Origin of the sequence: Francisella sp. 19X1-34, assembly GCF_041102755.1 — a bacterium.
Lineage (GTDB): Bacteria > Pseudomonadota > Gammaproteobacteria > Francisellales > Francisellaceae > Francisella.
Genome location: NZ_JBGCTX010000001.1, coordinates 28,650 through 53,758, shown reverse-complemented (window position 1 = coordinate 53,758; position 25,109 = coordinate 28,650). Strand labels below are relative to the sequence as shown.

Sequence of the window (25,109 nt, the reverse complement as noted above, 5' to 3'; positions counted from 1 at the left end):
AATATTGATAAATGAACTCTTATAAAACTATCTCAGAAAATATTGAATTTGAAATAGAACCTATAAAGAAATCTCGCTTTATTGCCTATGCTTTTTATATAGAAAGTGAGAAAGATGCATTAGATAGTATTGAAGCTATTAAGGAAAAATATAGGGATGCTAATCATCATTGTTGGGCTTATGCGCTTATTGAGGATAACAAATTTAGATTTAGTGATGATGGAGAGCCTAGCGGTTCAGCCGGTAAGCCAATTTTAGCACATATACAAGGTAGTGGATTATTAAACGTGTTAGTTGTTGTAGTACGTTATTTTGGTGGAGTTAAGCTCGGTATTGGAGGCTTAATAAGAGCATACGGTCAAGCAGCTAAAGAGGTTTTAAGTATCGCAAATATAGCAGATATAAAGCCTAGTTGCCATATTCAAATAGTATATGAATATAGTGAAACAGCTAATATAGATATTGTTATAAGACATTATGATGTAAAAGTTATAGCTCAAGAGTATTTAGATACTGTTATGTTGATGGTTCAAATTAATAGTGCGGATAAAACTAAGTTTTTAGAAGAGTTAAATAGTGTAACCAAAGGTAAGATTAAGATAATTGTTAGCAATTAAGTAACTCTACGATTTCTAATCAGTGTGTAAATAGCTGATCCAAATAAACATACAATCCCACTGAATATAAAAACTATAATAAAATTATTGTTTGTAACTTGTAATATTATTCCAGTTATTAATGGAGCTAAACCTCCGCCAATAAAATTAGCAAAATTCTGAGCTCCGCCTATAGTACCAACTAAATGTCTAGGCGAAATATCTGCTACAAGAGCCCAAGTTGGTGAGATTCTAAGTCCTAAACAAAATATTGTCACACCAATCACAACAACAATTAAAAAGATATTTTGTATATATGGTAAGGTAAGAATTGCTATAGATGCAATTAAGCAACCACTTATTATTGGAGTTAGACGAGAAGAAACGGCAGAGAAGTTGCGCTTAATCATAAAGTCAGAAATTATTCCACCAAGCATAACTGATGCTACTCCAGAAATAAAAGACGCCGCTGTTGCGATACTCATTTGAGATAATGTTAGACCTTTTACTTTTATAAAATAATAAGGTAGCCAAGTTAAAAATAGCCAGTATGCATATGATGAACAAAGATTTCCTATACATAAAAAAATAACATTTTTATTCTTTAAAGCTTGTTTGAATGATACTTTTTGAGTTTTATTAAAAGGCTTGGGTTCTTTGAGTACTCCCTTTTTTTGTAGGCGTTGCCATAGTATGGCTGCTGCTAACCCTACAACTCCAAGTAAGATAAACATTCCGCGCCAACTAATTAGCAGCATAAGCGCAACTAGAACTAAAGGAGCTAAAATATTAGCAAGTCTTGGACCTAATGAGACAATTGAGGATATAAGTCCACGTTGTGAAGTAGCGAAGTTCTGTTGTATTATCTTCGTAGCAACTATAAAAAAAGGCGCTTCAGCAACTCCTAATAATAGTCTTGTAAAAAGTATAGAGTAAAAACCAATAACTAAGCCGCCAAGTACACAGGCCATTGACCAAGCAATCATGCTTGCTAGCATTACTTTATTTATACCAAGACGATCAACCAAGTATCCAGCAGGTAGGCTTGCCAAAGCATATGGCCACATAAAAGCTGAAAGTAAAATACCCATTTCTGTAGGTTCAAGATTAAAAGCGTTTGCAATCTCAGTATTTGCAATACTTAAAGTCGAACGATCAAGATAGTTTAATAATGCTAAAAAAAACATTAAAAGAACTATGATTATATAGAAAGATTTTTTCATAACTATAATTACTATTTGACGCGCATGCCTGGTTGAGCACCTTCGTGCGGTTCTAATATATATATTCCTTTGCCATCTCCAGCTGCCAGTACCATGCCTTCAGAGATACCAAACTTCATTTTTCTAGGAGCTAAGTTAGCAACCATTACAGTATGTTTTCCAACTAGATCTTCGGGGTTATAAGATGATTTGATGCCTGCAAAAACTTGTTTTTTAATACCACCTAAATCAAGTATTAGTTTAAGTAATTTATCAGCACCTTCAACATGTGAGGCTTCAGCAATCTTAGCTACACGAAGATCAACTTTCATGAAATCATCAAAGCTGCACTCATCTGTGATATCAAGTTTAGGTTCTTCTTTTTTAGGTTGTTGAGTTTGCTCTTTATCTAACATTTTCTTTGTATCCTCTATGATTTTGTCAACTTTCTCTTTTTCTATACGAGTAGCAAGAGGTTTAAACTTATTTATCTTGTGGTTTCTTAAAAATATTGGAGCTTCGTCCCAGTTAGAGATTTCTATATTCAAGAAGCTCTCAGCTTTTGCAACAATACTTGGGATAATAGGCTTAAGATATGAAACCAAAGTCTTAAACATATTTATACCTTGCGAGCAAACTTGATGAACTTTTTGTTCTTGGCCAGCTTCTTTAGCTAGTTGCCAAGGTTTATGATGGTCAATAAATTGATTTGCTTTATCAGCTAATGACATTATTAAACGTACAGCATTAGCAAACTCTCTTTTCTCAAAAGCTTCAGTTATAGAACTGTGATTTTCAGCAAACTCTTTTTCTAGTTCTTTATCAAAAACTTCATCAGCTAAAGTAGCATCAAACTTTTTATAAACAAATCCTGCACAACGACTAGCTATATTTACTACTTTTCCAACAATATCAGAGTTTGATTTTGTAACAAACTCTTCTAAGTTTAAGTCTATATCATCAATGTGAGAGGTTAGTCTAGATGCAAAATAATATCTTAAATAACTAGGCTCTAGAGTATCTAAATATGTTCTAGCTTGGATGAATGTCCCACGAGACTTAGACATTTTTTTACCATTAACAGTTAAAAAGCCATTAGCAAATACACTTGTTGGAGTCTTGTAACCTGTAGAAGCTAGAATTGCTGGCCAAAATAATGCATGAAAATAAATAATATCTTTACCAATAAAGTGATAAAGTTCACTTTCACTAGAGTTGCTTCCCCAGTATTGATCAAAATCAACATCATTTTTATTGCAAAAATCTTTGAAGCTAGCAATATAACCCATAGGAGCATCTAGCCAAACATAGAAGAATTTTTGTTCATTAGTTCCTGGTATTGCAAAGCCAAAATATGGTGCATCACGAGAGATATCCCAGCTTTGTAGACCTTGTTCGAACCATTCAGCTAATTTATTTGCAACTTCTGGCTGTAGATTCTTGTTGGATTTTATCCAGTTTTCTATATCTGCTGCTAAAGCAGGCAAATCAAAAAAGAAATGTTCAGAATTTTTTTGTATAGGGGCTTTACCAGATACAACAGATTTTGGACTTATCAACTCTGTTGGATCATAAGTAGCACCACAAACTTCACAACTATCGCCATATTGATCTTCTGCTTTACATTTTGGACATGTACCTTTTACAAATCTGTCAGGCAAAAACATCTTAGCTTCTGGATCATATGCTTGGGCTATTTCTTTTTTTGATATAAGGTTTTGATTATTTAATTTGCTGTAAATATCTTCGACAATCTCTTTGTTTAAAGAGTTGTGAGTTGAATGATAATTATCAAAAGCAACTTCAAAATCAGCAAAATCTTTTTGATGATTGTTTGAGTATTTTTCTACTAGTTGATCAGGGGTTATGCCAAGGTTTTTTGCTTTTAGCATAATTGGAGTGCCGTGAGTATCGCTACCACAGATAAATATACATTTGTTGCCTTGAAGCTTTTGGAATCTAACCCAAATATCTGATTGTATATAGCCAAGCATGTGACCTAAATGAAGGTCTCCGTTTGCATAAGGAAGGGCGTTAGTAACTAGAATTTTTCGCATTTTATATAATTAGATTAATTAGAATTTTACATTGATTTAAATATTATAATGATTTTCAAATTATTTTGCTCAGAAAATTCACCTTAATCTTCTAATTAAAATACTATATAGGCCTTGACACTATGTTTTATCAAGATATAATAGTTTCTCACATGGTTTAGGAGAGGTGGCCGAGTGGCTGAAGGCGCTCCCCTGCTAAGGGAGTATAGGCGTTAAACCCTATCGAGAGTTCGAATCTCTTCCTCTCCGCCATTAAAGTTTTCGATCTTTTACAAAATCGGGTGCATAGCTCAGCTGGGAGAGCATCGCCCTTACAAGGCGAGGGTCGGGGGTTCGAACCCCTCTGCACCCACCATTTTCAAAATGGTAGATTTTTAATTCATAATTTTAATTTCCAAATACAAGTCTTAAAAATAATAAATGATTTGATATACTAAGTTTTGTGTTCAACTTTTATATCATATTAAATCATGAAAAAAATATTATTATCAACTATTTTAGTAACGACCTCATTAAGTGCATTTGCAACTACAGAAACAGCAATGAAAAGCTGTATAAATGCATGGCAAAATAAGCAATATATGGATGCTATAACTTATTGTAAGCCTCTAGCAAATCCTACGGACTTATATGCTGTGGGTGTTACAGCGTTATCAAACATGAAAGTAGGTAACTTGTCAGAAGGTTCTAAGTATGCAAAAATGTTTACTGATAATTATGATCCTAAGGCATCTCATAGTGAGAATGTTAAGAAAATAGCAGAAGAATTATTTACTCAGTATGGTCAAGAAAATGTCCAAGGCCTAGTATCTGATTCAAGTAAAGAGAAAGGCAAACAAATGTTAGAAACTGCTAGTGATATGGGTAGTACTAAGGCTAAGAAATTACTAAGTATGTGGAGTTAATGTAAATCTTATGAGTGACTTATAATGACTTGGTCAGATATTCTTTCAGAAGAAAAACAAAAGCCTTATTTTAAACAAATACTAGAGCATTTAGTTGAGCAAGTAAGTCATGGTAAGGTCATTTTCCCTAAAAAAGAAGATATTTTTAATGCCTTTAAGTACACAAGCTTAGATAATCTAAAAGTCGTTATTTTAGGTCAAGACCCTTATCATAACTACAATCAAGCACATGGGCTGGCTTTTTCTGTGCAAAAAGGTGTTGATGTGCCACCATCTTTACGAAATATGTATAAGGAGTTGTCAAACAGTGTAGAGGGCTTTGAGATTCCTAACCATGGGTGCCTGACAAGATGGGCAGAGCAAGGCGTTTTTCTTTTAAACACCACTCTTACTGTAGAGGCACATAACGCAAATTCTCATAAAGATATTGGCTGGCAAATATTTACAGATACTGTCATTGAAAAAATTTCACAGCATAAAGAATATATTGTTTTTATGTTGTGGGGATCTCATGCTCGTAAGAAAAAAAGTCTTATTGATACGTCAAAGCATCTGATTTTAGAATCAACGCACCCATCACCATTATCGGCTCATAGAGGATTTTTGGGCTGCGATCACTTTAATAAATGTAATAGTTATTTAGCAGAAAATAATTTAGAACAAATTGACTGGAAACTGGGTTAGAAAGTATTTTTTGTTCATTTGTTAAGGGATACTTTTTTGCTTATCAATGTGATAGAATATCGACTATATGTTTTATCTTTATTAAAAGCGGTAAGTAATGTCTATAGCTACTAAAGAATCATCGTCTATAAATATAGAAAGAGAATTAAGACAGTCGTATCTTGATTATGCAATGAGTGTAATTGTTGGAAGGGCGCTGCCAGATGTTAGAGATGGTTTGAAGCCAGTACATCGTCGTGTACTTTTTGCAATGAACGAGCTATCAAATTATTACAATAGACCATATAAAAAGTCTGCTAGGGTTGTTGGTGACGTTATAGGTAAGTATCACCCACATGGTGACACAGCAGTTTATGATACTATCGTTAGAATGGCACAACCTTTTTCACTGCGATATACACTTGTTGATGGTCAAGGTAACTTTGGTTCTGTTGATGGTGACTCTCCAGCAGCAATGCGTTATACGGAAATTAGAATGCAAAAGCTTACTCATGAGCTTTTGATAGATATAGATAAAGAAACTGTAGATTTCTCTCCTAACTATGATAATACTGAGTTAGTTCCTGATGTTTTACCAACTCGAGTGCCAAACCTTTTAGTGAATGGTTCTTCAGGTATTGCTGTTGGTATGGCAACAAATATACCACCTCATAATATGACGGAGGTTATAAATGGAACTATTGCACTTATTGATAATGCACAACTTACAATAGAAGATCTTATACAATATATACCTGCTCCAGATTTTCCTACTGGTTCATACATAAATGGCACGGATGGTATTTTAGAGGCTTATAAGACAGGTCGTGGTCGCGTGATTATGCGTGCAAAAGCAGATATTCATGAAGATGAAGCCTCAGGTAAGTCACAAATAGTTATTACAGAAATTCCATACCAGGTAAATAAAGCTAAGCTAGTTGAGAAAATAGCCGAGTTAGTTAAGGATAAAAAAGTAACTGGAATTTCAGAGCTAAGAGATGAGTCTGATAAAGATGGTATTAGGGTTGTTGTAGATCTTAAAAGAGATGAGTCTCCCGATGTTGTTTTAAATACCTTATATGCTCAAACGCAACTTCAATGTAGCTTTGGTATTAATATGGTTGCTCTTAGTGATAATAGACCTAAGCTTTTAAACCTTAAAGAAATTTTAGAACAGTTTATTAAGCACAGAAAAGAAGTAGTAACTAGAAGAACAATTTTTGAGCTAAGAAAATCAAAAGAAAGAGCTCATATTTTAGAAGGATTGTTACTTTCTCTAGCAAATATTGATGAGATGATAGATCTTATTAAAGCATCTCCATCTCCAGCAGATGCTAAAGAGTCAATGCTAGCAAGATCATGGAATGGTACTTTAGTAAAAAGTATGCTAGAAGGTGTTGATGTTAAAATGTATCGTAAAGAGACTTTAGCATCACACTATGGTATTCAAGTAGATGCTTCTTATAACTTAACTCAAGAGCAAGCTGAAGCAATATTGGCTTTAAGATTACATAGATTAACAGGTCTTGAGCAAGATAAAATCACAAACGAATTTAAAGAACTTATTGAAAGAATTAAGTATCTGATCGGTATCTTAAGTGATACTAATGAGCTGATTCGTGTAGTTAAAGAAGAGCTTGTTGAAATTAGAGATAATTATGGTGATGAAAGAAAATCAGAAATTATTGCTTCTAGATTAGATCTAACAAGAGAAGACTTAATTGCCGAAGAAGATATGGTTGTTACATTATCTATGGATGGTTATGTCAAGACACAACCTCTTAGTATGTATAATGCACAAAAACGTGGTGGAGTAGGTAAATCAGCAACTAAGACTAAAGAAGAGGATAGTATCTTTAAGTTAATGTTAGCCTCTACCCATGATACTATGCTATGTTTTTCTAGCCTTGGTCGAGTTTATTGGTCGAAAGTTTATGATTTCCCTGTAGCAAGTAGAATTTCAAAAGGTAGACCAATTAATAATATTCTACCATTAGAGAAAAACGAAAAAATTACAGCCTTGATGCCTATTTCTCAGTTTGAAGAAGGTTGGTTTGTGTTTATGACTACTAAATTAGGTCGTGTTAAAAAGGTTGATTTATCTCAATTTGCTAGACCTAGATCAACAGGTAAGATAGCAATTGGTTTAAATAATGGTGATGAGCTATCGTACGTTGCTCTTACTGATGGTAGTAAGCAAGTTATGCTATTCTCAGATGCTGGTAAAGCTATACGTTTTGATGAGTCAGATGTAAGAGCTATGGGACGTTCTGCTGCAGGTGTAACAGGTATGCGTTTACAGCCTAACCAAAAAATAGTATCTATGATTGTTACAAATCCTGATGAAGGAGTTGTATTGGCAGCTACAGAAAATGGTTATGGTAAGAGAACTGCTGTTTCTGAGTACAGAAAAACAAAAAGAGCAAGTCAAGGTGTTATTGCAATATCAACTTCAGAACGTAATGGTAAAGTTGTGGTTGCAGTACTTGTTGGTAATGATGAGGATATCGTTTTAATAACAGATAATGGTACTTTAGTTAGAACATCTTCTGATCAGGTTAGAGAATGTGGCCGTTCTGCTCAAGGTGTTAGATTAATAAACCTAAGAAATAATGAAAGACTTATTAGCTTAAAAGTGGTTAAGCAAGATGATGAAAGCCTTGAGGATGAAGAAGAAACGGTGGATGAAGAATCTTCACAAGACAACCTATCAGAAAGTGAATAAGTATTATGTCTAAAGTTGTTAGTAGAATTACTGTATTAGGAGCAACTGGATCTATTGGTGATAGTACTCTTGCTGTGATTAGAGAGTGTGCTGACTTTGAGGTTTTTGCATTAACTGCTTTTAGTAATATTGAGAAGTTAGCAAAACTTTGTCAGGAATTTAAGCCTAAATATGCAGTAGTTCCAAGCTTAGGTAAAAAACAACAGTTAGCAAAAATAGTTTCTAATGTTGATATTTTAGTTGGTGACGAAGGGCTTGAACAAGTCTCTAGTGCATCTGAGGTTGATATCGTTATGTCTGCTATAGTTGGAATAGCTGGTCTTAAACCTACTTTTTCAGCGGCTAAAGCAGGTAAGAAAATACTCTTGGCAAATAAAGAGTCTTTAGTGACAGCTGGCCATTTGCTTGTTGATGAGGTAAAGAAGAACAATGCTCAACTAATACCTGTTGATAGTGAACATAATGCAATTTTTCAATGTATTGATAATAGTACAAAAAAGTATGCTGCTGATATTAGTCAAATAATCGTGACAGCATCTGGAGGACCTTTTAGAGAGAAGACTTTTGATGAACTTGTTGATGTAACACCTGAGCAGGCTTGTGCACACCCTAATTGGGATATGGGGAGAAAAATCTCTATTGATTCATCAACGATGGTAAATAAAGCTCTAGAAGTTGTTGAGGCTTATTGGCTTTTTGATGTTGAAATTGATAGAATAAGCGTTTTAATTCATCCTCAAAGTGTAATTCACTCGATGGTGAAATATGTTGATGGTAGTTATTTAGCTCAATTAGGCGTTCCGGATATGAGGACACCAATTGCGAATGCTTTATATTATCCAACTAGAGGTTTTGTAAATGTTGAGGAGCTTGACTTTACAAAGCAAGAATTAACTTTTAAAAAAGCATGCTTTAAAAGATTTGAAGCTTTAAAGATCGTTTTTGATAATCTTCAAACTAAAAAATATGCGGCAAATATAGTTTTTAATGCTGCTAATGAAAAATTAGTAGATGCTTTTCTAAATGGCAAAATTAAATATTTAGAAATTATTAGATTAAATAAAGAAGTAACAGAGAAATTGAGTTTTAAGAATCCATGTAGTATAGAAGAAGTTTTTGAAATTGATAGAAAAACTCGTGAATATGTGGATTCTATTTTGGGGTAAATTAGAGTGGTTTTTTTTAGAAAGAAGTTTGTATTAGCCTCTCTTCTTATGGGGATTGCATTAAATGGCTTAGCAGATGATAGTAGCTTTGTCTTAAATAATGTGTCTATAGAGGGTTTGCAAGGCTTACAAAGTCAGGTAGTTAAAAGCCGCATAGGTTATAAGAAAGGTAGCTATATCACACCTGAAGATACAAACCAGATTATTAACAATCTTTATGGAACAGGATTTTTTAATAGTGTAAACCTTTATCGTAAAGGAAGTAATCTTTTTATTAATGTAAAAGAGCGACCTATTATTTCAGGTTTTACTTTTAGTGGTAATAAAAAGCTTAAAAAAGAAGATTTGCAGAAAGTTTTCACTGATGCAGGTATTTATGTTGGTAACGTTTATAATCCAAATACAATGTTCTTATTGAAACAATCCTTATTGAATCAATATTCATCGATGGGACTATATGGCGCTAAAATTGAAGAAAATATAAGAAAGCTGCCAAATAATAGAATTGATATAAGCTTAGATATTAAAGAAGGTGAGCCTGCTAAAATTGATGCTGTAAATTTTATTGGCAATAAGAAGTTTGATGATAGTGATTTAAAAAGTAGTGTTGCATTTGCAGTTCCTTCAGTATGGAATCTTTGGGGATTCTTAGCCAAGTTTGACGATTACTCTCCACAGGGAATGGGACAGTCTGTCCAAGGTGTAACCAATTACTATTTAGATAGAGGTTATTTAGACTTTAAGGTTAAGTCTAAGCAAGCATCAATGTCAAAAGATCGTGAGCATTCATATATAACTTTTGGCGTTACTGAAGGTAAAGTGTATAAAGTTGGTAGCATTTCCTTAACTGGTAAGTTTCTACTACCAAGATCTGAGATTCAATCTTTGATTAAATTAAAGCAAGGTGAGGTTTTCTCTAAGAAAAAACTTGTTGAGAGTGTAGATGCTATAAAAACTCTACTTGGTAGTAAAGGTTATGCTTTTGTTACAGTTAATCCAATTCCTAGTGTAGATAAAAAGAAAAGAACCGTTTCATTTAAGTTTGTTGTTGATGCTGGTAAAAAAGTTTATGTAAATAGAATTAATTTCTTTGGTAATAATGTAACTAATGATTATGTTTTTCGTAGACAGTTACAATATTATGAGCAAAGTCAATACAATAAAAAACAAATAGATAAGTCGCAAAGAAGACTAGAGCAGTTACCATATGTAGGCTCTGCTGATATGGAACTTGTTCCTGTAAAGGGATCAGATGATTTAGTTAATGTAAACTATAATATTAAAGAGCGAAATGCTAACTCTGTTAGTGGTAGCCTAGGATTTTCAGATCTATATGGGTTTATGATTGGTGGTAGACTGAATATGCCAAATGTTTTTGGTACAGGAAACACATTTAATGTTAATGCCCAGTTAGCCGTTCCTTATCAAAATTTAGATGTAAGTTATATTAATCCATATTTTACTACATCAGGTATTAGTCAAAGTATTTCAGCATATGTAAGTCGTTCAAACTTTGCAGAAACTAATGCAATTGCAGCATATCAGCTAGATAGATGGGGTGCTAGATTAATATATGGCGTACCAGTATCGACTTTTAGTAATGTTAGTGGTGGACTTACCTTTGCAGATAATACGGTTAAACAATCTGATGGATATAAATCAGCAGTTGTAGACTGGTTTACTGCACAGCAAGGGACTAATAACTTCTATGAGACGGCACTTACAGCAGGATGGACTTATGATAACTCAAACAGGTATATATTTCCTACAGCTGGAGGATCTTTTGGTTTAGATGGTTCAATAAACCTACCTGGTGTGAGTAATATTCAAGCATATATAGTAAAGGTTCATGGTACTTATAATGTCGCAATTCCAAATTTAGATCAGTCAGCGCTACAGATCAGGGCTGGTGTTGATTATGGTGGTGGGTATGGTAAAACTCAAGAACTTCCTTTCTATGAGAACTTCTACGGTGGTGGTTGGGGAAGCGTACGTGGTTTCCTACAAGGTTCATTAGGTGCGCGTGATATGAACTTAGCTACTAATCCAGCCTCGACAGGGAACTCAATTGGTGGTAACCTTAATATTTATAATAATTATGATTTACTGTTTCCAGTACCTTTTGTTAAGGATAGTTCGAAAATGAGAGTAGGTGCTTTTTTTGATCTGGGTAATACATACCTTACTTATGATATCCCAGGCGTGCTGTCTCCAACGCCTCCTCATCCAACTTCACCGAGCTTTACTAACTTAAAGTATTCAGTAGGTGTTGAGTTTAGGTGGGATTCACCAATGGGACCTTTAGCTGTTTCATTTGCTCAACCTTTCAATGTACAGGCAGGAGACGTAACACAACAATTCCAGTTCTCATTGGGACAGAATTTTTAAAAAAATATTAAATAATCAAGGAGATTAAAAGAGTATGAAAAAAATAATTTTATCACTATCTGTAATAACAGCAGCTTTTACAGGAGCTTATGCTGATACAAAAATAGCTGTAGTTAACCCAGTTGAAATTTTTAACGATTCTGATTTAGGCTCTGTAAGTGTTAAAAAACTAGAAAATGATCTTAAACCAGAAGCTACAAAACTAAGGCAAGAGCAAGGTAATATAGTGCAGCAGATGCAAACTTTACAGCAAAACTCAGCTACTATGACTAAGCAGGAGCTAACGCAAAAGCAACAACAGATTCAAAAAGAAGAGCAAGGCTTTAGAGAAAAAGCAATGGTGTTACAGAAAAAAGAAAGCGAAGCAAAAGAGAAGTTAGCTAAAAAATTCCAAGCTTCTTTTGATAGTGCTGTAAAGACTATAGCTAAACAAAAAGGCTATAATGCTGTACTTACTACTCAAGCTCTTGCTTATGTAAATGGTATTGATGATATCTCAAGTGATGTAATTACTTTAATGAATAAGGATTCTAATTAGAGGATATTGTTGAATGTATACTTTAGATTTTTTAGCATCAAATTTAGATGGTGTAGTTAAGGGTGATGCAAGTGTTGAGATAAAAAAGATAGCTACCTTATCTCAAGCTGGTGAGGGTGATATTTCATTTTGTACTAATCCAAAATATTTGAAAAATTTATCTGAAACAAAAGCATCAGCTGTTTTGATAACTGAAGAAGCTTTAGATTATTGTAATACTAACGCTGTAGTTTTATCTAATCCATATATGGCACTAGCTAAGGTTATGGAGCTATTTGATAAGTCACCACAACCTAATGGTAAAATTCATAGTAAAGCAGTAATAGCTTCAAGTGCTGTTATAGGTGAGAATGTAACTATCGATGCAAATGCTGTTATAGGTGAAAATGTAGTGCTTGAGGATGATGTAACTATTGGCGCTTGTGCTACTATTCATGATAATACTAAAATAGGAAAAGCTACAATTATAAAAAGTAATGTGTCGATAGCTCATGATGTTGATATTGGATCTGATTGCATTATTCATCAAAATGCTACTATAGGTTGTGATGGCTTTGGTAATGCTAGGGATGAAGATGGTAGCTGGACAAAGATTCCTCAGTTAGGAAGGGTAGTTATTGAGAGTAATGTTGAAGTTGGTGCAGGTACTACTATTGATAGGGGTGCTATCGATGATACTGTTATTAAAGAAGGGGCTCGTATTGATAATTTAGTACAGATAGCTCATAATGTAACTGTAGGTAGAAATACTGCATTGGCTGGGGTTACTGCTGTTGCAGGGAGTACAAAAATAGGTAATAATTGCCTTATTGGAGGCCAATCTGCGATAACAGGACATATAACTATCTGTGATAATGCTGTAATTGGAGGAGCTTCAAATATAGGCAAGTCTATAACTAAGCCAGGCATGTATTATGCTGCTTTTGAAGCTAAACCAAGAATTCAGTGGGGCAGATTTGTAGCGAAGTTATCTAAGATAGATAAGCTGATGGCAAAAGTAAAAGAATTAGAAGAAAAATTAAAATAAGTAAGGATTATTTAATAATGAGCCATTTTGATGAAAACAACAAGCAAATTGATATTATGGGAATCAGAGAAATTTTACCTCATAGGTACCCTTTTGCTCTTTTAGATAAGATTGTTGATTGGAACGTTGAAGAAAGAACTATTACAGCTCAAAAAAATGTGACAATAAATGAAGATTTCTTTAATGGACATTTTCCTGATTTCCCAGTAATGCCTGGGGTTTTAATTGTTGAGGCAATGGCTCAAGCAACGGCTATACTAGGTGAACTAATGGCTGAGACGTTATTTGCTCATGTAGTTGCAAAAGCTGGTGGAGGTAGAAGAACCTTTATGCTAGCGGGTATTGATAAGGTTAGAGTTAAAAGGCCTGTAGTTCCTGGGGATGTACTAATAATTGAATCAAGAATGGTAAAACAAAAAAATATTATTTGTACAGCAGAATCTGTAGCAAAAGTAGATGGGCAAGTAGTTTGTTCAGCTCAATTAATGGCAGCATATAAGGATTATTAATCGTGATACATAGTTTGGCAGTAGTACATGAAAGTGCCAAGATAGCAGATAGTGCTATAATAGGGCCATTCTGTGTTATTGGAGAAAATGTTGTTATTGGCGAGGGTACAGAACTAAAAAGCCATGTAACTATTGGTGATAATGCAGTTATTGGCAAAAATAATCGTATTTTTCAATATGCATCAATTGGTGATGACCCTATTGATTACACTTATAAAAAAGGTGAGTTTTCACAGGTTACTATAGGTGATAATAATATTATTAGAGAATGTGCAACAATTCATGGTGGAACATCTAAAGAAATTGGTGTGACTTCAATAGGAAGTAATAATATTATTATGTGTTATGTGCATATAGGTCATGATTGTAAAGTAGGTAATTATATAAACTTAGTTAATGGTGTTGGCTTAGCAGGCCATGTTCATATTGATGATTTTGCTATAATTAGTTCTAATGTTGGAGTTCATCAATTCTGTAGAGTTGGGAAACACGCTTTTATTGCTCATGCAGCACTGATAGGAAAAGATGTTCCTCCGTATCTTATGGTAACTGCAGTTACTGGAGGAGCTACTCCCTGTGGGATTAATACTGAAGGATTAAAGCGTCGTGGCTTTACTCCTGAAGATATAAAGAAAATAAAAGAAGTTTATAAAGTCCTTTATCGTCGTGGCTTAATGATGAAAGAGGCTGCAGAGGTCATTAAAGAAATGGCAAAAGATACTCCTGTTCTAGAGCCATTTGTTGATGTTATAGGTACTTCAAGGAGAGGTATTTTAAGGTAATGAGAATAGGTATTGTCGCAGGAGAGCTATCTGGAGATCAGTTAGGAGGAACTTTAGTCAAAGCTCTTAGGCAAAAATATCCTGATGCTGTTATAGAAGGCATCGGTGGTCCTAAAATGCAAGCCCAAAGTTTCAAAAGCTTGTACCCTATGGATGCTCTTTCCTTAATAGGTTTTTTTGAAATTATATCAAAAGGCTTAAGTATTTTAGGTATTCGTAAAAATATTATTAATCACTTTAAGCAAAATAAGCCTGATATCTTTATAGGTATTGATGCTCCTGATTTTAATCTTACAGTTGAAAAGGACTTAAGAGCTGCTGGTGTTAGGACAATTCATTATGTTAGTCCTAAAATATGGGTTTGGCGTGAATATCGCATCAAAAAAATTAGAAAGGCTACAGATAAGATTTTGGCGATACTTCCCTTTGAAGTTGATTACTATAAGAAAAGACATAATTTCGAGGCAATCTATGTAGGACATCCTTTAGCAAAAGGTATACCTGTTAAAATAGATAGGTCTAGCTATAGAAAAGAGCTTGGTTTAGACGGTGTTGCATTGCCTATATTGTCAGTATTGCCTGGAAGTAGAAGTACAGAAGTAACTAGACTTTTACCTTTATTTTTAGATGCATTAGATAGGTTAGTAAAAGCAGGCTATAAATTTCAAGCAATTATGCCTTTAGCAAAACCATCATTACAACCTTTATTTGATAAGTATCAAGAACAGATTGACAGACTTGGTATAAAAGTTTACAAAACAAATTCTCATGATGTATTAAAGGCCTCAGATTTTAGCTTATTAGCCTCTGGGACAGCTACATTAGAAGCAATGCTGTGTAAGTTGCCTATGGTTGTTGGATATAAATTATCTGCTATCTCAGCTTTTCTTGGAAGGTTATTAGTAGGTAAAGGTCATCATAGCTATTGGGCTTTTCCTAATATTTTGCATAAGAGTGAAATTATTAAAGAGTTAATTCAGGAAGATTGTACAGTAGACAGTTTATTTATAGAGCTAAAGAAGTTGTTTGATGATAAGCAAAGAAATGATCATATTGTAAAAGAGTTTGAAAAAATTCATGAAAGTATGATAGTAGATACTGATGATAAAATAATCGAAGTATTAGATGCTATGTTATTAGAAAAATCTTAATTTTTATAAGCTTTATATATATAATACATGTGTAGAAAAATATACTTGGGTATTTGATAAATGACGTTAATGTTAATTTTAGTTTTAATCTTAGTGGTATTGATTATAGTAGACTTATACCGTAAAAGTCTTCGTATCAAGCAAAAAGATATTCTTGAAGGCACTCAACAAAAAGATGGTGAGCAGCTTCTTGAGCAGGCAAAAAGTTCATCTACATATCAATATGTTGAAAATGTGCAACGTGAATATCCATTATTAAGAGAAGGCTTTTTACTACTTTATTTTGAAGGAATTGGAAAAATTGAAGTAAAAGATTTAGCTACTTTTTTAAAGTATTATGGAGTTAAATATACTGATGAGAAAGTCTTTCAAAAACTTAACTATAATGATGTAATATTTAGTATTTTACCTGATAGTGAAGAGCAAATATTTGTTGATATAAAACAAGACAAAGTTGATGGTATTGTAGCTGTAATGAATTATCGAAAATTAGCTAATATGGAGTATGATATTAAAACTTGTTATGAGTTGATGATGGATATTCTAGAGGCTATGGGTAAGTCTTTTCATGGTACATTAATGAATGAACATAAGATTAGACTTACAAATAAAGACAAGCAGAATTATCTAGAAGCAATACTATAGAAGTAGTTTCTCAAAGATAAAAATCTAAAAAAGCTCTTACTTTTGGAATATCATATTCGTGTGCATGATAAAAAGTAAAAATATCATACTCTCTAAATTTCACTTCTGGTAGTACTTGTATCAAAAAGCCTTCTTTAATATCTTTTTCTACTAATCTATCTCCAGTCAAAAAAAGTCCTATACCCTTTTTGCACGCTTCATTAAGAGCACTAAAGTCATCAATGAATAATATTGGAGAAGAACAAGGTATATAGTCACCATTTTTTAGGGGAAGTTTCGTTGCAGGTTTTCTTAGACTATGGGAGATGAAGGGGTAGTGTAAAAGATCATTTGTTGAATGAGGTAGTCCATATTTTTTGATTAATTCTGGTGATCCACATAGGATATTTGATATCGGTTGCATTCTTTTGTATCTAAAAGAATCAGTAATAGGTGGTATTTGCGGGAATCCAACTATTATATCAATATCTTTACGGTTTAAATCTGAATCATATTCTGAGAATATTAGCTCGCATTGAATTAAGGGATACTTTTTGACAAAGTTATCTAAGCGTTCTAATATGAACTCTTTAGCAAGTATTTTTGATACAAGTATAGTTAACTGTCCTTGAGGGCTTGCTTGTCTAGATTCAATAAACTCATCTAGTTCCGCGGCTTCTTGAATCAACTTTTTGCATTTATCTAACATTATTATTCCAAACGGAGTTAGTTCTACGTTTCGAGTATCTCTATAGAATAACTTTTCAGATAAATAATTTTCTAAAGCTATTATTTGTTTGCTTACAGCTGTTGGGGAGATGCATAAGTCTTTGGCAGCATTCTTATAGTTTAAGTGTTGAGCAACTTTAACAAAATATTTGATTTGAGTGTGATTTAGCATATTTAAGAATATCCAGTTTATATAGGATTATTTAATAATAAACCATAGGTTTATTATTGTTGCAATATTTTCAGTAAAATTTTGAAATAAAAGCTTTATAATTATAGGAAAGTCAAAAAGAGTTATTATAAAAATGAAATATGAATATCATCACGTAGGGATTCCTGTCAAAGAACCTCGCAATGGAGAGCGGTATAGTCCTGTTATGGATATGTATACTTCAGGAGGAGAGCTACCAGGAAGGATACAATATCATCGCTTTGGACCTAACTGTCCATTGGATAAGTTAATTCAAACAGTGCCTCATATAGCATATAAGGTGGAAAATTTAGAAGAAGCAATTAAAGGTAAAAATATTCTTCTAGGGCATTACTTTCCTATAGAAAGGTTTAAGGTTGCGATAGTTGAAGAAAATGGTGCAGTAATAGAGTTTATACAAACGGATCTAACAGAAGAACAAATTTGGAATGATACTGAACATAAAGGTTCAAGTATATATCCTGATAATGAGTAAGTAATCTATTTTAGAGAAAAAGAGGTATGCTACTATTGCATGGAATGTAATGGTGGGCCCAGTAGGACTCGAACCTACGACCTACGGATTATGAGTCCGGCGCTCTAACCAACTGAGCTATAGGCCCAAAACATAAGCAAGATTATATTTAAAATAATGCTGTTAGTCAATATATATTTCTTAAAATATAGCCTTTTTATTTATATATTTTTGAAGATGTACCAACAATTAGTGGATCTGGAGAAATAGCAACTTCAGAATCTTTATTATCATAGTCAACAATGCTTAAAATATGTCTTATAGCATTTAATCTCGCTCTTTTTTTATCATCTGATTTTACGATTACCCAAGGAGCATATGGCTTATCTGTGTAAATAAACATTCTTTCTTTGGCTTCAGTATAATCATCCCATTTATCTAGAGATGCTTTATCAATAGGGCTAAGTTTCCATTGTTTTAGGGGATGTGATTCTCTCGCAATAAATCTATTTTTTTGCTCTTGCTGGCTTACTGAGAACCAAAACTTGATTATCATAGTACCACTATCAACAAGCATTTTTTCAAGCTGAGGAGCCTGTTCTAAGAAGGAGAAATATTCTCTTTCAGTACAAAACCCCATAACTCTTTCTACACCTGCACGGTTGTACCATGACCTATCAAAAAGGACTATTTCACCTCCAGATGGAAGATGCTCAATATAGCGTTGGAAATACCATTGATTTCGCTCTCTTTCAGAAGGCTTCTCAAGAGCTATAACTTTAGCACCACGAGGATTAAGATGTTCCATCATACGTTTGATAGTCCCACCTTTACCTGCAGCATCACGACCTTCAAAAATAATTAATACTTTTTTGTTATTTTCTTTTACCCATCGTTGGAATTTTAACAACTCTATTTGCAAGTGATGTTTTTGTTTTTCATAAACTTTACGAGGTATTTTATGTTTATATGGGAAGATATTTTCAACAAAAAGTTTTTGGCGTTCTTCTTGGCTTAGAACTTTCATAAACAACACTCAAATAATTGATTTGAGTAATATATTAGCATATAGAGACAGTAAATAGATAGGTTAATTTCTTACAGGTTTTATGTTTAGTTTAAGGCTAAATAGTACATAGAAAATCATAAATAAAACTATAATGCTAATAATTGGAGATGGCGTTCTCATAGGGTAAAGAAGAACAGCTAAAAATGTTGAAGCAGAAGCTAGCATTGTAAATATAAAAGTAAAGAGTTTTACAGTTTTGTTATTGCTTATATTTTCTGTTCTTGAAAGGTAGATATATTTTATTGGTATAAATGAGAATATTGTTAGTATTATAATTGTAAGTTCATTAATTAATTGCGAAGATTGGAAGCATAACATAAACATTACTATAACGTTCCAATAGCTTGGGAATCCAACAAAGAAGTTATTATTTGTTTTTGCATTAGGTTGGCAGAATTGATATGATGATGAAATTGTTATCATTACTACTGTAGGTATCAACCATTCTTGGCTCACAACTCCTGAAACATATATCCAAATACAAGGTACAATAGAGTAAGTTGTAAAGTCTATGATATTATCTAAAAGTGCGCCATCAAGAGGAGCTAGTTTTTTAATATCAACTAATCTAGCTAAACTTCCATCAATAGAGTCAATAAATATAGCCATGATGATGCTAAACATAGAAAGTTTAATATAATGATGATGCAAGCTTACTTGGCTAGTTACGCTAGCCTTAGCAGCTTCAATTGAAAAGATAATAGCTAATATTCCAAATACAGCACCTAAAGATGTAAAAAGGTGGACTAGCCAAGCATATATTTTTTGAAAGATTTGCATTTTAATGTTTTTATAACTAAATTTACGGAATTGTAGCAAAAATTATTAATAGTTTCTATTAGTAACTAAGTTAATAAGTTCTTCAAGTTCTGTTAAATTTAAGTTTTTTTCTTTAAATTCTTCAATAAGAGTATTAATTTGCTCTTTTTTATTTTTAAGGTATTCATTAGCTTTATTTAAGCCCATTAAAGAAACATAAGTTGATTTGTTTGCAGCTAAATCTTTAGCGCTAGTTTTTCCTAATTCTTCTGATGTTTTTGTAACATCCAAAATATCATCTTTAATTTGAAAGCATAAGCCAATTAATTCAGAAAGCTTAATTAAGGAAGCCTTTGTGCTAGAGCAGTGGTTATCTAGTGTTAAATAAGGAAGTAGTATGCTTGCTGTAAACATCCTAGCAGTTTTATTAATGTGAACAGTCTCTAGTGCATCTAACTTAAGTTTTTTGTTTTCTCCTTCAATATCTAGTTGCTGACCAGATACCATCCCAGCAGACCCGCTACATCTACAGAAAATTTTGTTGATATTTTTAAGCTGAGCAACGTTGTTTACTTCAATATCCTGAATTACTTCAAAAGCTAATGCTTGGAGAGCATCGCCAGCTAAAATTGCTGTAGCTTCATTAAACTTAATATGACATGTTGGTTTGCCTCTGCGTATATCATCATTGTCCATAGCTGGTAGGTCATCATGAATCAAAGAGTATGTATGAATTGCCTCTATAGCAAAAGCAATTTTGTGACAGTTATTTATATCTAGATTGAAAATATTCCCGATAGCATAAACAAACTGAGCTCTTATTCTTTTACCACCACTAAAAAAGCTATATTTCATAGCTTCTAATAACGTGTTGGATGGGCAGGAAATGTTTCTAAAGATCTTTTCAGCAAAATTATTAAGATCCATTAAGATGTTTTTAGTTTTCATAAGAATTTTATAATATTGTCATATTGTTTGTCTAAAACATCACTATGTTTAGTAAATGTTTTAAGCGATCCTGTAGATAATTTATCTCGAAAAGATTTGTTGCTTAATATCTTTATTACGTTGTCAGATAATTCTTTGTGGTCTTTTACTTTTATTAAAGCATTATTCTCTTTTAGTTCTTTTGATATTTTACTAAAATTAAATAGGCTTGTTCCACTAATTATTGGTTTTGCTAAAGCTGCAGGTTCAAGTAAATTATGACCACCATTATCTATAAGGCTACCGCCAACGAAAGCTATATCAGAGATGTAATACAAATCTAAAAGTTCACCCATTGTATCGCCAAGATATACTTCGGTACTATTAAGTATTTTATCTTTAACTAAGCTTCTTTTTTGATATGAAAACTCTTCATCGTTTATAAGTTTTTCTATTCTTAAAAATCTTTCTTTGTGTCTTGGAACAATAATAAGCAGGCACTCAGGATATTTTTTTAGAATATTTCTATGTGCTTTAAGTATTTGTTCTTCTTCACCTTGATGGGTGCTGCCAGCAATCCAAATAGGTCTATCTTTTAAACTCTCTTTTAAACTAGACATTTTTTCTTGTAGGTTTTCGGGAGTAATAAGGTTGTATTTTAGATTTCCTGTCAATGATATTCTATCTTTTGGTATTCCTAAAGAGTGGTATCTTTTTGCATCTTTTTCTGTTTGAGCATTAACGTGGGATATTTTATTAAATAAAAACTCCTTAGCAAAAGGCAGCTTTGTATAGTTACGCATAGATCTCTTTGAGAGTCTTGCATTAGTTATTACTACAGGGATGTTTTCAGCAAAGCATTTATTTAATATATTTGGCCAAATTTCAGTTTCAATTATAATGAAAATCTTAGGATTTAATTTTGTAAAGAAACTATTTATAAATGGGAATATGTCGTAAGGTATATAAAGGTGATGAACATTATCGTAGCCTGTATATAAGCGTTTAACAACATCACTTCCTGTAGGGGTTGTAGTCGTTATTACAAAATTATCATCTGGATAGTTTTCTATCAATTTCTTGACCAAAGGTTCAGCAGATACTGTTTCACCAACAGATACAGAGTGTAACCATATACAGTCTTTAAGGCGAATTCTAGTTTGTCCAAATCTCTCGGACCATCTTTTTCTATAATTTGGATTTTTTAGACTGCGGCGTAGTTTCTTTAGATATATGGCAGGTATAAAAATAGTAAATAGGCTCGAATATATATGAGATAAAATAAAATAAATAAAAGCTTTTAAATGTTTCACATTCTAACCTAAAATTATATAGTTTTATTATCAACCAAGACCCACATGTCATAGTATTTTAACATACAATCAAGGATTTAGATAATCTGATATGTGATTAAATTTCAGTTAGAGTTCTAATAAGCTTTTTTAAAGCAATAGATCTATGACTTACTTGGTTTTTATGTTCTGGTGAAATTTCAGCTAAGGTTTTTTTTAGTTCAGGTAAAATAAAGATTGGATCATAACCAAACCCGTAAGCACCTCTTGAAATATCTGAGATTTCTCCATTTAGAAACCCTACGGCTGTAATAGGAGTTGGATCTAATGGATGCTTTACGTATGCTAAAGCACATACGAATCTAGCTTTTTTACATGAGTGATCTTTTAGCTTATCTAGTAGTTTTATAATATTGGCTTTGTCATTTCCATGCTCTCCAGAGTATCTTGCTGAATATATGCCTGGCTCACCATTTAGTGAGAAAACTTCTAAACCTGAATCATCAGCTATCGCTGGTAAGCCAGTATGTTCAGAACAGTTGCGAGCTTTTAAAATAGCATTTTCAATAAAACTAAGGCCCGTTTCTTCAGCATCTGGGACATTAAATTCAGTTTGAGGTATTATTTTTATATTTATTTCTGCAAATATTTTTTTAAACTCTTTAATTTTACCTTTATTGCTTGATGCAAGAACTATTTCTTTCATTTTAATAAGTTTGAAGGGTTTTAGCATTGATATATATTAGCAATATTTATTGTAAATGTTATCCTTTAATGGTTTAAATAAATTAAAAGAGGGAAATTGTTATGAAAATATGTTTTATTGGTGGTGGTAATATGGCATCGGCAATGATAGCCGGAATGGTTAGTCATGGTTACAATGCCAGTGATATTATTGTTTTTGATAGAAATGATAAGAAGAGAGAGAATTTAGCTCAAAAATATTCTATTTCCGCATCAAAATCTTTGGTTGAAACAGCTAAACAAGCAGATATTCTAATATTAGCAATTAAGCCACAAGGTATGGTTGATCTTATCAAAGAAATTAGAGATTTAGTTACTGCTAAACAAATAATTGTTACAGTTGCTGCAGGAATAGAAACAAATGCATATGAAAAGCTTTTTAATAAAGAAATAGCCTTTGTCAGAGCTATCCCAAACACACCTAGTAGTTTAGGCTATGGAGCTACGGGAGTGTACTTTAATGATAATATTGATAACTCTCATAAAGAGTTGGTTATAGATATTATGAAGACTATGGGTGTAGTAACTGTTGTTGAGGATGAGAGTGAAATTGATATTATTGCTGCAGTAGCTAGCTCAGGACCTGCTTATTATTTTCAGTTTATGGAACATATGATTAATGCAGCTATTAGTAGAGGGTTGGAAAAAAAGCAAGCAGAAGAGTTAGTTGCTCAGACATGTCTAGGAGCAGCACAAATGGCTTTAAATAATGATGAAGATATAGCTACATTAAGAAAAAATGTTACATCGAAAAATGGAATAACATTTGAGGCTTTAAAAGTATTTGAAGAAAATGACCTTGGATGCATTGTAGATAAAGCAATTAAAGCAAATATCAATAGGGCTAAAGAATTGACCAAAGAGTTTGACGATAGCTTATAATAATAAGGCCAAATTCTAGTTGTTATAGTTATCTTAACGTTAAATAAACGTTTGCTTTAGTTACCTTGTAGGGTATAATTATCATGACACTTGTGTTGTCTAAATATAATTGATTTTTTAATAAATATAATTAAAGGTATATAAAAACTATGAGACTACTATTAGCGGAAGATGATCTGAATCTTGGAGAAGGATTACTAGAAGCTTTACAGAAAGAAGGATTTATTGTTAATTTGGTTTCTGATGGCGAGGCGGCACAGACTTTTATAGAGTCCGGTCTTTATGATCTAGTAGTATTGGATATAGGCCTACCAATTAAGACAGGTCTAGAAGTTCTTAGAAATGTTAGAAACAGAGGTGTGAAAGTACCTATTCTTCTTTTAACTGCTAGAGATGGCCTAGAAGACAGAATTAAGGGTCTAGATCTTGGTGCGGATGATTACCTAACTAAACCGTTTGAACTTAAAGAGTTAATAGCTAGAATTAAGGCTGTTTCTCGTAGAATAGATAAAAGAACTGGTAAAAAAGTTACTGAAGAAATTAAGTTTGGTGATTATAGTTTTAATCCTAGCTCGGAAACAGTTACTAAAGATGGTGTGATTATTTCTGTATCTAAAAAAGAGTTAGCACTTTTAACTATTTTAGTCCAAAATGCTGGACGAGTTGTGCCAAAAACACAGCTTTTAGAAGAAGTTTATGCTACTGATAAAGAAATGGATACAAACACTTTAGAAGTACATATGCACAACTTAAGAAAGAAACTAAATATCCCAGGCTTTATTCAGACAATAAGAGGGGTTGGCTATTTTGTACAAAAGGATAAAGTAGTTAAGTAATCTTATGCAAATATTTGATTATTTTATAAACCTGGGATTTACATTTTGGCTATTGTTTCTAACTATAGCTACTGGTTTGATCTACGCAATAGATTATTTCTTTTTCCAGAAAACAAGACTTTCCCCTTACAAAGAACATTTGGAAGGACTTACTAAAAAGCAAAAAAGACAATTTTATAAAGATAATGGCTTAAAAGCTCCGTTTATTGCAGATCAAGCAAGGTCGTTATTTAGTGTTTTTATTATAGTGTTTTTTATTAGGACTTTTTTTATTGGAAACTTTCTTATTCCAACAGCGTCTATGACTCCGACATTACCAGTAGGTGATTTTATTTTTGTTAATAAAACAGCATATGGTATTAGAGCACCATTTTCAAATGAGACTTTAATAAGCATGAGTGAGCCTAAACGCGGTGATATAGTAGTGTTTCATTTCCCTGTTAATCCAAATGTTGATTTTGTTAAAAGAGTTATTGGGCTTCCTGGCGATGTAATCTCTTATAAAGATAAGATGTTGACAATAAATGGACAGAAGCTTAAATATACTGATTGTGATAAAGATGCTGTAAATTATTATAATCAATCTAGGTCAAATGGAGCTGGAGATACGGTTTGTACTGAAGATTTAGATGGAGTTAAACATCAGGTTGACTGGATAGAATCTGTTAAAGGTAATGATTTTGAAGATTTGAGAGTCCCTGCAGGACACTACTTTGTTATGGGTGATAACCGTGATAACAGTGAAGATAGTCGCTACTGGGGATTTGTTCCAGAGAAAGATTTAGTTGGTAAGGCTAAATTAGTATGGATGAGCTGGAATAAAATAGATAAAAAAGTTCGTTGGGATCAAATTGGTAAGGTCTTTTAGATAAA

General features: G+C 32.8%; 24 protein-coding genes and 3 tRNA genes. 18 read left to right on the top strand and 9 right to left on the bottom strand.

Going from position 1 to position 25,109, the window contains the following annotated elements:
* Window positions 1-11 precede the first annotated feature (11 nt).
* A complete protein-coding gene (locus AB8E56_RS00275) occupies window positions 12-617 on the top strand; it encodes a YigZ family protein (protein ID WP_329476741.1) in 606 nt (201 codons plus the stop codon).
* Here AB8E56_RS00275 and AB8E56_RS00270 read toward each other — a convergent pair.
* Both AB8E56_RS00270 and metG read right to left on the bottom strand, forming a co-directional pair.
* A complete protein-coding gene (locus AB8E56_RS00270) occupies window positions 614-1,819 on the bottom strand; it encodes an MFS transporter (protein ID WP_329476739.1) in 1,206 nt (401 codons plus the stop codon). The genes AB8E56_RS00275 and AB8E56_RS00270 overlap by 4 nt on opposite strands.
* 11 nt (window positions 1,820-1,830) lie before the next feature.
* On the bottom strand, window positions 1,831-3,855 hold the full coding sequence (metG, locus tag AB8E56_RS00265) for a methionine--tRNA ligase (RefSeq protein WP_329476738.1): 2,025 nt from the start codon (window positions 3,853-3,855) through the stop codon (window positions 1,831-1,833).
* 160 nt (window positions 3,856-4,015) lie between these two features.
* Here metG and AB8E56_RS00260 point away from each other — a divergent pair.
* The 13 genes from AB8E56_RS00260 to AB8E56_RS00200 all read left to right on the top strand — a co-directional run bounded on the left by AB8E56_RS00260 (window position 4,016) and on the right by AB8E56_RS00200 (window position 16,354).
* A tRNA-Ser gene (locus AB8E56_RS00260) sits at window positions 4,016-4,107 on the top strand.
* A gap of 27 nt (window positions 4,108-4,134) precedes the next feature.
* Window positions 4,135-4,210: transfer RNA gene (locus AB8E56_RS00255), tRNA-Val, on the top strand.
* Between the two features lie 115 nt (window positions 4,211-4,325).
* Complete coding sequence (locus AB8E56_RS00250; RefSeq protein ID WP_329476736.1) at window positions 4,326-4,760, top strand: hypothetical protein; 435 nt, start codon at window positions 4,326-4,328, stop codon at window positions 4,758-4,760.
* 24 nt (window positions 4,761-4,784) lie between these two features.
* A complete protein-coding gene (gene ung / locus AB8E56_RS00245) occupies window positions 4,785-5,444 on the top strand; it encodes a uracil-DNA glycosylase (RefSeq protein WP_329476734.1) in 660 nt (219 codons plus the stop codon).
* Window positions 5,445-5,541: 97 nt separating this feature from the next.
* Window positions 5,542-8,148 carry a DNA gyrase subunit A gene (gene gyrA / locus AB8E56_RS00240; protein ID WP_329476732.1) on the top strand — a complete coding sequence of 869 codons (2,607 nt, stop codon included), beginning with the start codon at window positions 5,542-5,544 and terminating at the stop codon, window positions 8,146-8,148.
* Between the two features lie 5 nt (window positions 8,149-8,153).
* Window positions 8,154-9,314 (top strand): 1-deoxy-D-xylulose-5-phosphate reductoisomerase, encoded by a 1,161-nt coding sequence (gene dxr, locus AB8E56_RS00235; protein ID WP_329476730.1) that lies wholly within the window; start codon window positions 8,154-8,156, stop codon window positions 9,312-9,314.
* Window positions 9,315-9,320: 6 nt separating this feature from the next.
* The gene (bamA, locus tag AB8E56_RS00230) at window positions 9,321-11,702 is read left to right on the top strand and encodes an outer membrane protein assembly factor BamA (RefSeq protein ID WP_329476728.1); all 2,382 of its coding nucleotides are present in this window, start codon (window positions 9,321-9,323) and stop codon (window positions 11,700-11,702) included.
* 34 nt (window positions 11,703-11,736) lie between these two features.
* Window positions 11,737-12,240, top strand: coding sequence for an OmpH family outer membrane protein (locus AB8E56_RS00225; protein WP_329476726.1), 504 nt, complete (start codon window positions 11,737-11,739; stop codon window positions 12,238-12,240).
* 13 nt (window positions 12,241-12,253) lie between these two features.
* Window positions 12,254-13,267, top strand: coding sequence for a UDP-3-O-(3-hydroxymyristoyl)glucosamine N-acyltransferase (lpxD, locus tag AB8E56_RS00220; RefSeq protein WP_329476724.1), 1,014 nt, complete (start codon window positions 12,254-12,256; stop codon window positions 13,265-13,267).
* Window positions 13,268-13,284: 17 nt separating this feature from the next.
* A complete protein-coding gene (gene fabZ / locus AB8E56_RS00215) occupies window positions 13,285-13,776 on the top strand; it encodes a 3-hydroxyacyl-ACP dehydratase FabZ (RefSeq protein WP_329476722.1) in 492 nt (163 codons plus the stop codon).
* 2 nt (window positions 13,777-13,778) lie between these two features.
* The gene (gene lpxA / locus AB8E56_RS00210) at window positions 13,779-14,558 is read left to right on the top strand and encodes an acyl-ACP--UDP-N-acetylglucosamine O-acyltransferase (protein ID WP_329476721.1); all 780 of its coding nucleotides are present in this window, start codon (window positions 13,779-13,781) and stop codon (window positions 14,556-14,558) included.
* Window positions 14,558-15,709 (top strand): lipid-A-disaccharide synthase, encoded by a 1,152-nt coding sequence (gene lpxB, locus AB8E56_RS00205; protein WP_329476719.1) that lies wholly within the window; start codon window positions 14,558-14,560, stop codon window positions 15,707-15,709. Before lpxA ends, lpxB begins: the two co-directional genes overlap by 1 nt.
* A gap of 60 nt (window positions 15,710-15,769) precedes the next feature.
* The gene (locus AB8E56_RS00200) at window positions 15,770-16,354 is read left to right on the top strand and encodes a cell division protein ZipA C-terminal FtsZ-binding domain-containing protein (protein WP_329476717.1); all 585 of its coding nucleotides are present in this window, start codon (window positions 15,770-15,772) and stop codon (window positions 16,352-16,354) included.
* A 10-nt stretch (window positions 16,355-16,364) separates the two neighbouring features.
* Here AB8E56_RS00200 and AB8E56_RS00195 read toward each other — a convergent pair whose 3' ends face one another.
* Entirely contained in the window at window positions 16,365-17,234 is an 870-nt protein-coding gene (locus AB8E56_RS00195) for a LysR family transcriptional regulator (protein ID WP_329476715.1), read from the bottom strand.
* A 133-nt stretch (window positions 17,235-17,367) separates the two neighbouring features.
* Here AB8E56_RS00195 and AB8E56_RS00190 point away from each other — a divergent pair, with 133 nt between their 5' ends.
* A complete protein-coding gene (locus AB8E56_RS00190; RefSeq protein WP_329476713.1) occupies window positions 17,368-17,748 on the top strand; it encodes a helicase in 381 nt (126 codons plus the stop codon).
* 50 nt (window positions 17,749-17,798) lie between these two features.
* Here the strand turns inward: AB8E56_RS00190 and AB8E56_RS00185 are convergent.
* The 6 genes from AB8E56_RS00185 to rdgB all read right to left on the bottom strand — a co-directional run bounded on the left by AB8E56_RS00185 (window position 17,799) and on the right by rdgB (window position 22,480).
* Window positions 17,799-17,875, bottom strand: a tRNA-Ile gene (locus tag AB8E56_RS00185).
* A gap of 69 nt (window positions 17,876-17,944) precedes the next feature.
* Window positions 17,945-18,754, bottom strand: coding sequence for a polyphosphate kinase 2 (gene ppk2, locus AB8E56_RS00180; protein ID WP_192577390.1), 810 nt, complete (start codon window positions 18,752-18,754; stop codon window positions 17,945-17,947).
* A gap of 63 nt (window positions 18,755-18,817) precedes the next feature.
* Window positions 18,818-19,582, bottom strand: coding sequence for a phosphatidylcholine synthase (locus AB8E56_RS00175; protein ID WP_329476801.1), 765 nt, complete (start codon window positions 19,580-19,582; stop codon window positions 18,818-18,820).
* A 39-nt stretch (window positions 19,583-19,621) separates the two neighbouring features.
* Complete coding sequence (locus AB8E56_RS00170; RefSeq protein ID WP_329476708.1) at window positions 19,622-20,503, bottom strand: farnesyl diphosphate synthase; 882 nt, start codon at window positions 20,501-20,503, stop codon at window positions 19,622-19,624.
* The gene (waaA, locus tag AB8E56_RS00165) at window positions 20,500-21,795 is read right to left on the bottom strand and encodes a lipid IV(A) 3-deoxy-D-manno-octulosonic acid transferase (protein ID WP_329476705.1); all 1,296 of its coding nucleotides are present in this window, start codon (window positions 21,793-21,795) and stop codon (window positions 20,500-20,502) included. Before waaA ends, AB8E56_RS00170 begins: the two co-directional genes overlap by 4 nt.
* A 97-nt stretch (window positions 21,796-21,892) precedes the next feature.
* Window positions 21,893-22,480 carry an RdgB/HAM1 family non-canonical purine NTP pyrophosphatase gene (rdgB, locus tag AB8E56_RS00160; RefSeq protein ID WP_329476703.1) on the bottom strand — a complete coding sequence of 196 codons (588 nt, stop codon included), beginning with the start codon at window positions 22,478-22,480 and terminating at the stop codon, window positions 21,893-21,895.
* 101 nt (window positions 22,481-22,581) lie between these two features.
* On the opposite strand from rdgB, the gene proC reads away from it, so the two are divergent.
* The 3 genes from proC to lepB all read left to right on the top strand — a co-directional run bounded on the left by proC (window position 22,582) and on the right by lepB (window position 25,104).
* A complete protein-coding gene (gene proC / locus AB8E56_RS00155) occupies window positions 22,582-23,400 on the top strand; it encodes a pyrroline-5-carboxylate reductase (RefSeq protein WP_329476701.1) in 819 nt (272 codons plus the stop codon).
* A gap of 149 nt (window positions 23,401-23,549) precedes the next feature.
* Entirely contained in the window at window positions 23,550-24,236 is a 687-nt protein-coding gene (locus AB8E56_RS00150; RefSeq protein ID WP_329476699.1) for a response regulator transcription factor, read from the top strand.
* A gap of 4 nt (window positions 24,237-24,240) precedes the next feature.
* Entirely contained in the window at window positions 24,241-25,104 is an 864-nt protein-coding gene (gene lepB / locus AB8E56_RS00145; protein ID WP_329476697.1) for a signal peptidase I, read from the top strand.
* Window positions 25,105-25,109: the final 5 nt, after the last annotated feature.

Excerpts from the sequence above, each read along its gene's own strand:
- AB8E56_RS00225 (WP_329476726.1), top strand. The coding sequence starts at position 11,737 with ATGAAAAAAATAATTTTATCACTATCTGTAATAACAGCAGCTTTTACA.
- fabZ (WP_329476722.1), top strand. The coding sequence starts at position 13,285 with ATGAGCCATTTTGATGAAAACAACAAGCAAATTGATATTATGGGAATC.
- AB8E56_RS00200 (WP_329476717.1), top strand. The coding sequence starts at position 15,770 with ATGACGTTAATGTTAATTTTAGTTTTAATCTTAGTGGTATTGATTATA.
- AB8E56_RS00170 (WP_329476708.1), bottom strand. The coding sequence starts at position 20,503 with ATGAAAACTAAAAACATCTTAATGGATCTTAATAATTTTGCTGAAAAG.
- dxr (WP_329476730.1), top strand. The coding sequence starts at position 8,154 with ATGTCTAAAGTTGTTAGTAGAATTACTGTATTAGGAGCAACTGGATCT.
- lpxD (WP_329476724.1), top strand. The coding sequence starts at position 12,254 with ATGTATACTTTAGATTTTTTAGCATCAAATTTAGATGGTGTAGTTAAG.
- lpxB (WP_329476719.1), top strand. The coding sequence starts at position 14,558 with ATGAGAATAGGTATTGTCGCAGGAGAGCTATCTGGAGATCAGTTAGGA.
- ung (WP_329476734.1), top strand. The coding sequence starts at position 4,785 with ATGACTTGGTCAGATATTCTTTCAGAAGAAAAACAAAAGCCTTATTTT.
- AB8E56_RS00250 (WP_329476736.1), top strand. The coding sequence starts at position 4,326 with ATGAAAAAAATATTATTATCAACTATTTTAGTAACGACCTCATTAAGT.
- ppk2 (WP_192577390.1), bottom strand. The coding sequence starts at position 18,754 with ATGAAAGTTCTAAGCCAAGAAGAACGCCAAAAACTTTTTGTTGAAAAT.
- AB8E56_RS00190 (WP_329476713.1), top strand. The coding sequence starts at position 17,368 with ATGAAATATGAATATCATCACGTAGGGATTCCTGTCAAAGAACCTCGC.
- AB8E56_RS00270 (WP_329476739.1), bottom strand. The coding sequence starts at position 1,819 with ATGAAAAAATCTTTCTATATAATCATAGTTCTTTTAATGTTTTTTTTA.
- AB8E56_RS00150 (WP_329476699.1), top strand. The coding sequence starts at position 23,550 with ATGAGACTACTATTAGCGGAAGATGATCTGAATCTTGGAGAAGGATTA.
- AB8E56_RS00275 (WP_329476741.1), top strand. The coding sequence starts at position 12 with ATGAACTCTTATAAAACTATCTCAGAAAATATTGAATTTGAAATAGAA.
- lepB (WP_329476697.1), top strand. The coding sequence starts at position 24,241 with ATGCAAATATTTGATTATTTTATAAACCTGGGATTTACATTTTGGCTA.
- gyrA (WP_329476732.1), top strand. The coding sequence starts at position 5,542 with ATGTCTATAGCTACTAAAGAATCATCGTCTATAAATATAGAAAGAGAA.
- AB8E56_RS00195 (WP_329476715.1), bottom strand. The coding sequence starts at position 17,234 with ATGCTAAATCACACTCAAATCAAATATTTTGTTAAAGTTGCTCAACAC.
- rdgB (WP_329476703.1), bottom strand. The coding sequence starts at position 22,480 with ATGAAAGAAATAGTTCTTGCATCAAGCAATAAAGGTAAAATTAAAGAG.
- metG (WP_329476738.1), bottom strand. The coding sequence starts at position 3,855 with ATGCGAAAAATTCTAGTTACTAACGCCCTTCCTTATGCAAACGGAGAC.
- proC (WP_329476701.1), top strand. The coding sequence starts at position 22,582 with ATGAAAATATGTTTTATTGGTGGTGGTAATATGGCATCGGCAATGATA.